Genomic DNA, 6,731 nt, shown 5'->3' with positions numbered 1-6,731 from the left:
TCTCGCCAACACAATCCTCTTTCGCAAGACCGAATGGACGCCACAACACCGGAAAAATTGAACATGGTTGCTCCCCGTTCTGACGGGGAGAAGGGGTATGCCGCACCCGCTTCCTCTATCTCAAGGTTGCGTTTGGCACGTCCCCTCCCCGTCAGAACGGGGAGAGGGCTAAGGTGAGGGGCGCCCCACGGGGCACCCTTACTCACCCGCAGCCCGGCACATCCTCCAGCCGATGCCAGACCGGGATGCCGCGTTCCCTGGCGATGCGAACGTCGTTGTCCGCGCCCTTCGATTCACCCGGCAAGCGCAGCACGCCCTCGCAGAGCTGCAGCAGCCGGCCGGCGACCGGGTGGAAGATCTGCTCGTAGAGCGCATCGCCGACCGATCTGCCGCCGGCGGCGTGCCAGATCGGCAGGGCCACCCATTCGCCGATCATCGGCACATGGCCGGCCTCGAACAAGGCATAAGAGGGTTCCTCCAGCCGCTTCAGGTTGGCGGCCATCTTTTCCGGGTCGTCGCCCGTCCCGGACCGATAAGGCCCGGCAATCAAAATCAACATGATCCACTCCATCGCTCCGCTTCTGTGCGAGCACTCCCGGCCTCATGCACGGGATTTCCTGAAAATGCACGATATTTCTTGAATGTCGAGTCATTTCGTGCAATATCATGCCATCTCGTGAATTTTCGTGCGGAGACACAATGCTGACGACGCAGCGCAAGACCCTGATTCTCGACATATTGCGCCGCGACGGCCAGGTGATCGCCAGGCGTGTCGCCGAGGATTTTTCGCTTTCGGAAGACACGATCCGGCGGGACCTCAGGGAAATGGCGGCGGAGGGACTCTTGAAACGCGTGCATGGCGGTGCGATGCCGCTGGCACCGGAGCTGCCGGATTTCACGGCGCGGCGCAGCGTCTCGTCCGAAATCAAGGCGCGGCTCGGAGCCGCGGCGGCGGCGATGGTCAGGCCGGGGCAGATGATCTTCCTCGACGGCGGCACGACGACCGCCGAAATCGCCCGGCATTTGCCGCGCGACATGGCGCTGACGGTCGCGACCCACAGTCCGACGATTGCCGCCGAGCTCGAGCACCATCCGACGGCCGAGGTGATCCTGGCGGGCGGACGGCTCTACAAACATTCAATGGTGGCGACCGGCGCTGCGGCGATGGCGGCGATTTCGCAGCTGCGCCCCGATCTCTTCTTCCTCGGCGTCACCGCCGCCCACCCCGTGCACGGGCTTTCCACCGGCGATTTCGAGGAAGCGGCGATCAAGCGGCATATCGCCCGCTGCTCGGCCGAAACGCATGTGCTGCTGACGGAGGAGAAGTTCGATCTCGTCTCGCCCTGCCCGGTGCTCGGCATTGCCGAGGTGGCGGGACTGATCGTGCAGGCCGAGATTCCGGCCGAGCGGCTGAAGCCCTATCGCGACCTCAACGGCACGATCGCTGAAGCGTAATCCTGCGCAGAAAAGTCAGGGGCTCGATGGCGTACGAAAACCGTGCGCAGTTTTCCGCATCATGCGGAGAAGACGGTGGTCGCGCTGATATCGCCGACATGGATGCCGTTCCAATTGCGCATCCCGGTTGCGGCAAAGCCCATCAGAGCGGCATGCACCGTCTCTTCCGTCTCGAAGAAGCGGGCGAGTGTGGCCGCCACCATGGCCTCGGCGGCGCGGGTGGCGCCATCCTCGCATTTGAGCGCGATGGCGATGCCCTTTTCCGGGATGGCGGCGCAGAAGACACCCTCGGCGCCCGTCTTGACGAAGATGCGACCGGGAGCGATCTGCATCAGTTTGGTGCAGGCGCGGCCGGAGCCGGCGACATAGAAGGGCTCGGCCATGCAGGCCTCGATCAGGCGCCGGGATGCTTTGGCGCGCAGGGGCTCCAGACTGGTGCCGGTCGCCATCTTCGCAAAGCCGTGGGCCAAGCTGCGCAAAGGCACGGCATAGGTCGGGATGGAGCAGCCGTCGGTGCCGCAGCTCTCGGCGCCGAGCGCGGCTCCAGTCAGGCTTTCCATCACTGCTCGGATCTCGACCTGCAGCGGGTGCTCGTAGCCGACATAACCCTTCGGGTCGATATCGCGGTGGCAGCAGGCGCAGATGAAACCGGCGTGCTTCCCCGAGCAATTGTTGTGCAGCGCCGTCGGTGCGGCGAGCGTGCGGGCCTGATGGATCAGGACTTTCTGGTTCATCGACCAGTGGGCGCCGCATTCCAGCGCTTCGGCATTGCGGCCGGCGCGCGACAGCATCGAGGCGGCAAGCGCCACATGTTCGTCCTCGCCATTATGCGAGGCGCAGGCGAGCGCCAGCTCCTTATCACTGAAGCCATAGGCATCGGCCGCACCGCTCTCGACAAGCGGCAGCGCCTGCATCGCCTTGCAGGCCGAGCGTGGGAAGACGGCGGCGTCGATGTTGCCGAGCGAAAAGACAAGCTTGCCGTCGCCATCGACGACCGCCACCGCGCCACGATGACGGCTTTCGACGAGCAGGCCGCGGGTGACTTCGACGGTGACGGGATTGGTCATGGGCTCTCATCCGAATGCTGGCGGGATGCGGCAGGCATAACGCGTCGGGGCGCGAAAGCCAACGGGGTGGCCTGTTTTGTGGCTGCGCGGGCTCCTGCTGCCGGCGGCGCCGACGATGTTTGGCAGAGACTTTAAGAGAGAGTGGGGAGGCTTCCGCGCTTATTGCCTTTCGACGACAATTTTCCGCAGCACACCGCCACTATCAACCCCCGCGAGCACTAAGAGCAGAAGATGGGTAGAGTCAACGGGCCGGGGCATGGCGCATTTACACCGGGCGACTACGCGACGTACGGCGGAGTAACAAGTGTAGCACCAATGCTCCGCAGGGCAGTCGCGCTTTCTATCGGTCGACCCCCTATCCTCCGTCATTCCAGGCCTTGAGCCTGGAATCCAGCCGGAGCTCGACCCGGCAGCTCCGTCAGACGGCCATCAGGTCATGCCGATAACCATCACAGAAACTGACGCATGCGATCGAAAACTATCGTTTCTCTGGCGTGTGCGATCCGGCTAAGAGTGGTGCATCAGGAACCGCCCCCATGTCATCCAGCTTCTCCCTCATCCTGCGCGACAACAGGATCCGCATTCCCGCCGTGACGCTCGTCGCGCTTGCCTTTACCTATGCCTCCACCGTACCTTACCAGTCGATCATCGGCATCAACGAGCTGGACTTAAGCAACGGCGCCTATTCGGCGCTGGTGTTCTTCTCGGCGGTCGTCAACGTTGCGACGAGTCTGACGCTCGGCATCTGGTCGGACAGGCTGAAGGAGCGCCGGCCGCTGGTGCTGGGGCTTTCGGTCGCCGGCATGCTCGGCTTCGGGTCGATCGCGATCATTCACAGCCCGGCAATCTTTATCTTTTCGACGCTGCTGCTGGTGCCGATGAGCGGCTCCACCTATTCGCTGCTCTTCGCCAGCCTGCGCGCCAGGACCAACCAGATGGAGCGTGGCGAGGGCGCGGCGGTGACGGCGACGGTGCGGGCGCTGTTTTCCGGCTCTTGGGCGCTGGCGCCGGGGCTGATCGGCCTTTATCTCGTCAATTCGCCATCGATGACGCCGGCCTATGGCATCGCGGCACTCGCCAGTTGCACCTGCTTCTGCCTGTATTTCTTCTTCGCCCCCGGCAACGGCAGCGCCGGCCCTGCTGCCGATCCGGTGGGTTTCCTCGCTTCGCTGAAACGGATCTTCATGCCGAACGTGCTGATCCGCGTCGTCATCATGTCGCTGCTCTTCGCGTTGCAGCGGCTGAACGGCATGCTTCTGCCGCTGATCATCACACGTGCGGCGGGCGGAAACGTCGCCGATGTCGGTTTCATCGCCGGGCTGACGGCGCTTCTCGAAATGCCGTTCATGATGATGTGGGGCCTAGCGCAGCGGCGCTTCCGCACCGCGCATGTGCTGGCCTTCGGCGCGCTGATCTACTGCGCCTACCTGCTGCTGCTCGGATTTGCTTCCGCGCCCTGGCACATCTATGCGCTGCTGCTCGTCAATGCCTGCGGCGCGGCGGCAATCCTCAGCGTGCCGATCACCTATCTGCAGGACCTGATCGCCGACCGGCCGGGGCTCGGAACCTCGCTGCTCTCGCTCAATACCTTCATCGGCACCGGCATCGCCGCCGGGCTCTTCGCATTCGGCACATCGCTCACCGATTATTCCGGCACCGCCTTCGTCGGCGCCGGCGCGGGTCTCGCGGCGATCGGAGCGTTGCTCCATCTGGAAAGCAGCAGGCGGCAGGCGCGGCAGCCGGCCTGAGTGCGGCGCAGGGCACACGCCCGCTTCAATCGCCAAGGCTTACCGCGTCGTGATGCGGTAGGCGCAGCGGCGGGCGCCGGTGAGGATATGTTCGCTGCGCTCGACGTCGGCGCTGAGGACAGCGCGGAACGTTTCGAGTTCGGAGCGGCAGAAGCCGGCGCAGGCGGTGGCCGCCGCGCAGATCGGACAGTGATTTTCAACCAGCATGAAGGAGCCGTCCGCCTCCTGCCAGCTGTCGGCCATATAACCCTCGCGGGTGCGGATCGCAGCCAGGCCCTCGACACGCGCAGCCAGGTCGCCGGCGTTTTCGAGCTCGTGGCGATAGCGCTTCAGCGTCTCGGCCTCGCGGGCGGAGATGACGGTGTCGAGCGCTCCTGCCCCAAGCTGATCGCCGAGACAGGTGAAATTGAAAAGGCGCCTCGGCTTGGGGACGCCTTTTCACCACTGAATGATTTCCGGGTTCTCAGGCGACGTTGCGCTCTGGTTCCGGCTCCTGCTGGATGGCCTCCTGCTTGACGCCGAGATAGAGAACGGAGCCGCGGCCGATGCCATAGGTATCGCAGACGTCTGGCGTCAGGAAGTCGGTGACCGGAATCTGCTGGACCGCCAAACCGGCGCGCCGGATCACTTCGATGAAGCCGGACCTTGAGAAGATGCGCACATGGTCGTCCTGGCCGAAATGCGCCCAGCGGCCTTCCGGTGTCGTCACCTCGGGATTTTCATAGGTGTCTTCGATCGACAGGCAGATCGGCGCCATCAGGATAGCCACGCTGTCCTGCTTGAGAACACGCCTGATTTCTGCGGTGGCTCGTACTGGATCGTCGACATGTTCAAGCACATGAGAGCAAAGCACGAAGTCGAAGCTCTCATCGGCATATGGCAGGTTATGGATATCAGCCTTGTCGTCTGCCTCCGGCATATGCATGTCGCAGCTGCGGTAGAAGACATGCGGGTGGCTCTTGAGCCAGAAGCTCAAGGCCCGGCCCGGCGCAATGTCCAGGAAGCGCACCGCCTTTGCCTGGTCGAGCCGCTGGAACACCGGCGTCAGAAACAGCGCGTAGAGCCTGTCGCGATCGGTCGAATGACAATTGGGGCAGCTATAGGCCTGATGATTGATCGTCTCGAATTCATCGATGCGATAGGGAAAGCCGTGCTCAACCGCCTTGTCGATGTAATAGCGGGGAAGCGGTACGAAATGCGGGATTCTGCTGCGGCAGATGGGGCAGGCGTGGAATAGAGCCATTGTATTCCTCGTAGGGACCGTACAACGCGCAAGCAACGCCACATCATGATGCGCAGTTTCGGGGCCGGGTTTCGATCAGACAACTGTTCAACGACCCCAGAGACTCACAGACAGCCAAGGTCAGCTTCACCTTGCCCACGAATGCTGGCCCGAAGCTGACCTCAAACGGTGAGCATGACCTTGCCGACATGGCTGCCCTCTTCCAGCAGCCGGTGCGCCTCGACGACATCCTCGAAGGCGAACACCTTGTGGATGACGGGGGCGATCGTGCCCGCTTCGAGCAGCGGCCAGACCTCTGAGAGCAGATCGTCGCGGATGGCTCGTTTTTCCTCGGCCGTGCGCGGGCGCATGGTGGAGCCCGTGACCGTCAGACGCTTGACCATGATCGGCGAGAGATTGACCTTTTCGGCGACGGCCCCGCCGAGGAAGGCGATGATCGACAGGCAGCCGTCCTTGGCGAGCGAAGCGATGTTGCGCTCGAAATAGGCGGCGCCGATCATGTCGAGAATGATGTCGACGCCGTGGCCGGTCTCGGCCTTGATGACTTCGGCGAAATCCTCGCTCCGGTAGTTGATCGCGCGCCTGGCGCCGAGCCTTTCGCAGGCCTCGCATTTTTCCTTTGAGCCTGCCGTGGCGTAGACCTCGGCGCCGAAGGCGCGGGCAAGCTGGATCGCCGTCGTGCCGATACCGCTCGTGCCGCCATGGATCAGCACGCTTTCGCCTTCGGTCAGCCCGGCCATCTGGAAGAGATTGGCCCAGACAGTGAAGAAGGTTTCGGGAAGGGCCGCCGCCTTGACCGCATCATAGCCCTTGGGAAAGGGCAGAACCTGCCCTGCCGGCAGCAGGCAATATTCGGCATAGGCGCCGCCATTGGCAAGCCCGCAGACCTTGTCGCCGACCGCGTGACCTACGACACCCGGGCCGACGGCGACGATTTCGCCTGCCAGCTCCAGCCCGAGAATCGGGCTCGCATCCTTGGGTGGAGGATAGCTGCCCTGACGCTGGGCAATATCGGGACGGTTGACGCCGATCGCCTCGGCGCGCACGAGGACCTCGCCTTCGCCGGCCTTCGGCAGCGGACGCTTGCCGATCACCATCACATCAGGCCCGCCGAAGGACTTGAGATCGACGAAACGCATTTCCTGAGGCAGTGACATGGCGCGGCCCTCCTGATCCCGGAGGTTCGGAATAGATCAGCCCGGCCGGCTTGGGAAGGCT

Annotated in this window: 6 protein-coding genes and 1 pseudogene; 2 read left to right on the top strand and 5 right to left on the bottom strand. The window is 63.6% G+C overall.

From position 1 onward, the window contains the following. Positions 1–202: 202 nt before the first annotated feature. Positions 203–559 carry a DUF4406 domain-containing protein gene (locus CO660_RS29195; protein ID WP_097601544.1) on the bottom strand — a complete coding sequence of 119 codons (357 nt, stop codon included), beginning with the start codon at positions 557–559 and terminating at the stop codon, positions 203–205. 140 nt (positions 560–699) lie between these two features. On the opposite strand from CO660_RS29195, the gene CO660_RS29190 reads away from it, so the two are divergent. Next, positions 700–1,455, top strand: coding sequence for a DeoR/GlpR family DNA-binding transcription regulator (locus tag CO660_RS29190; protein WP_097601539.1), 756 nt, complete (start codon positions 700–702; stop codon positions 1,453–1,455). Between the two features lie 59 nt (positions 1,456–1,514). Here CO660_RS29190 and CO660_RS29185 read toward each other — a convergent pair whose 3' ends face one another. Further along, the gene (locus tag CO660_RS29185; RefSeq protein ID WP_097601538.1) at positions 1,515–2,522 is read right to left on the bottom strand and encodes an asparaginase; all 1,008 of its coding nucleotides are present in this window, start codon (positions 2,520–2,522) and stop codon (positions 1,515–1,517) included. 536 nt (positions 2,523–3,058) lie between these two features. Here CO660_RS29185 and CO660_RS29180 point away from each other — a divergent pair. Continuing rightward, entirely contained in the window at positions 3,059–4,270 is a 1,212-nt protein-coding gene (locus CO660_RS29180) for an MFS transporter (RefSeq protein ID WP_097601537.1), read from the top strand. A 39-nt stretch (positions 4,271–4,309) separates the two neighbouring features. On the opposite strand, the pseudogene CO660_RS29175 reads toward CO660_RS29180, so the two are convergent. The 3 genes and pseudogenes from CO660_RS29175 to CO660_RS29165 all read right to left on the bottom strand — a co-directional run. Then, positions 4,310–4,660: pseudogene (locus tag CO660_RS29175) on the bottom strand (MarR family transcriptional regulator); the annotation flags it as partial. 73 nt (positions 4,661–4,733) lie between these two features. Beyond that, entirely contained in the window at positions 4,734–5,513 is a 780-nt protein-coding gene (locus tag CO660_RS29170) for a class I SAM-dependent methyltransferase (protein WP_097601536.1), read from the bottom strand. A gap of 161 nt (positions 5,514–5,674) precedes the next feature. After that, a complete protein-coding gene (locus CO660_RS29165; RefSeq protein ID WP_097601535.1) occupies positions 5,675–6,670 on the bottom strand; it encodes an NAD(P)H-quinone oxidoreductase in 996 nt (331 codons plus the stop codon). Between the last annotated feature and the right edge of the window lie 61 nt (positions 6,671–6,731).

It is taken from the genome of Rhizobium sp. L9 (assembly GCF_002531885.1).
In the GTDB taxonomy this organism is placed as follows: Bacteria; Pseudomonadota; Alphaproteobacteria; order Rhizobiales; family Rhizobiaceae; genus Rhizobium.
This window is presented reverse-complemented; position numbering and strand designations above follow the sequence as displayed.

Excerpts from the sequence above, each read along its gene's own strand:
- CO660_RS29165 (WP_097601535.1), bottom strand. The coding sequence starts at position 6,670 with ATGTCACTGCCTCAGGAAATGCGTTTCGTCGATCTCAAGTCCTTCGGC.
- CO660_RS29170 (WP_097601536.1), bottom strand. The coding sequence starts at position 5,513 with ATGGCTCTATTCCACGCCTGCCCCATCTGCCGCAGCAGAATCCCGCAT.
- CO660_RS29195 (WP_097601544.1), bottom strand. The coding sequence starts at position 559 with ATGTTGATTTTGATTGCCGGGCCTTATCGGTCCGGGACGGGCGACGAC.
- CO660_RS29190 (WP_097601539.1), top strand. The coding sequence starts at position 700 with ATGCTGACGACGCAGCGCAAGACCCTGATTCTCGACATATTGCGCCGC.
- CO660_RS29185 (WP_097601538.1), bottom strand. The coding sequence starts at position 2,522 with ATGACCAATCCCGTCACCGTCGAAGTCACCCGCGGCCTGCTCGTCGAA.
- CO660_RS29180 (WP_097601537.1), top strand. The coding sequence starts at position 3,059 with ATGTCATCCAGCTTCTCCCTCATCCTGCGCGACAACAGGATCCGCATT.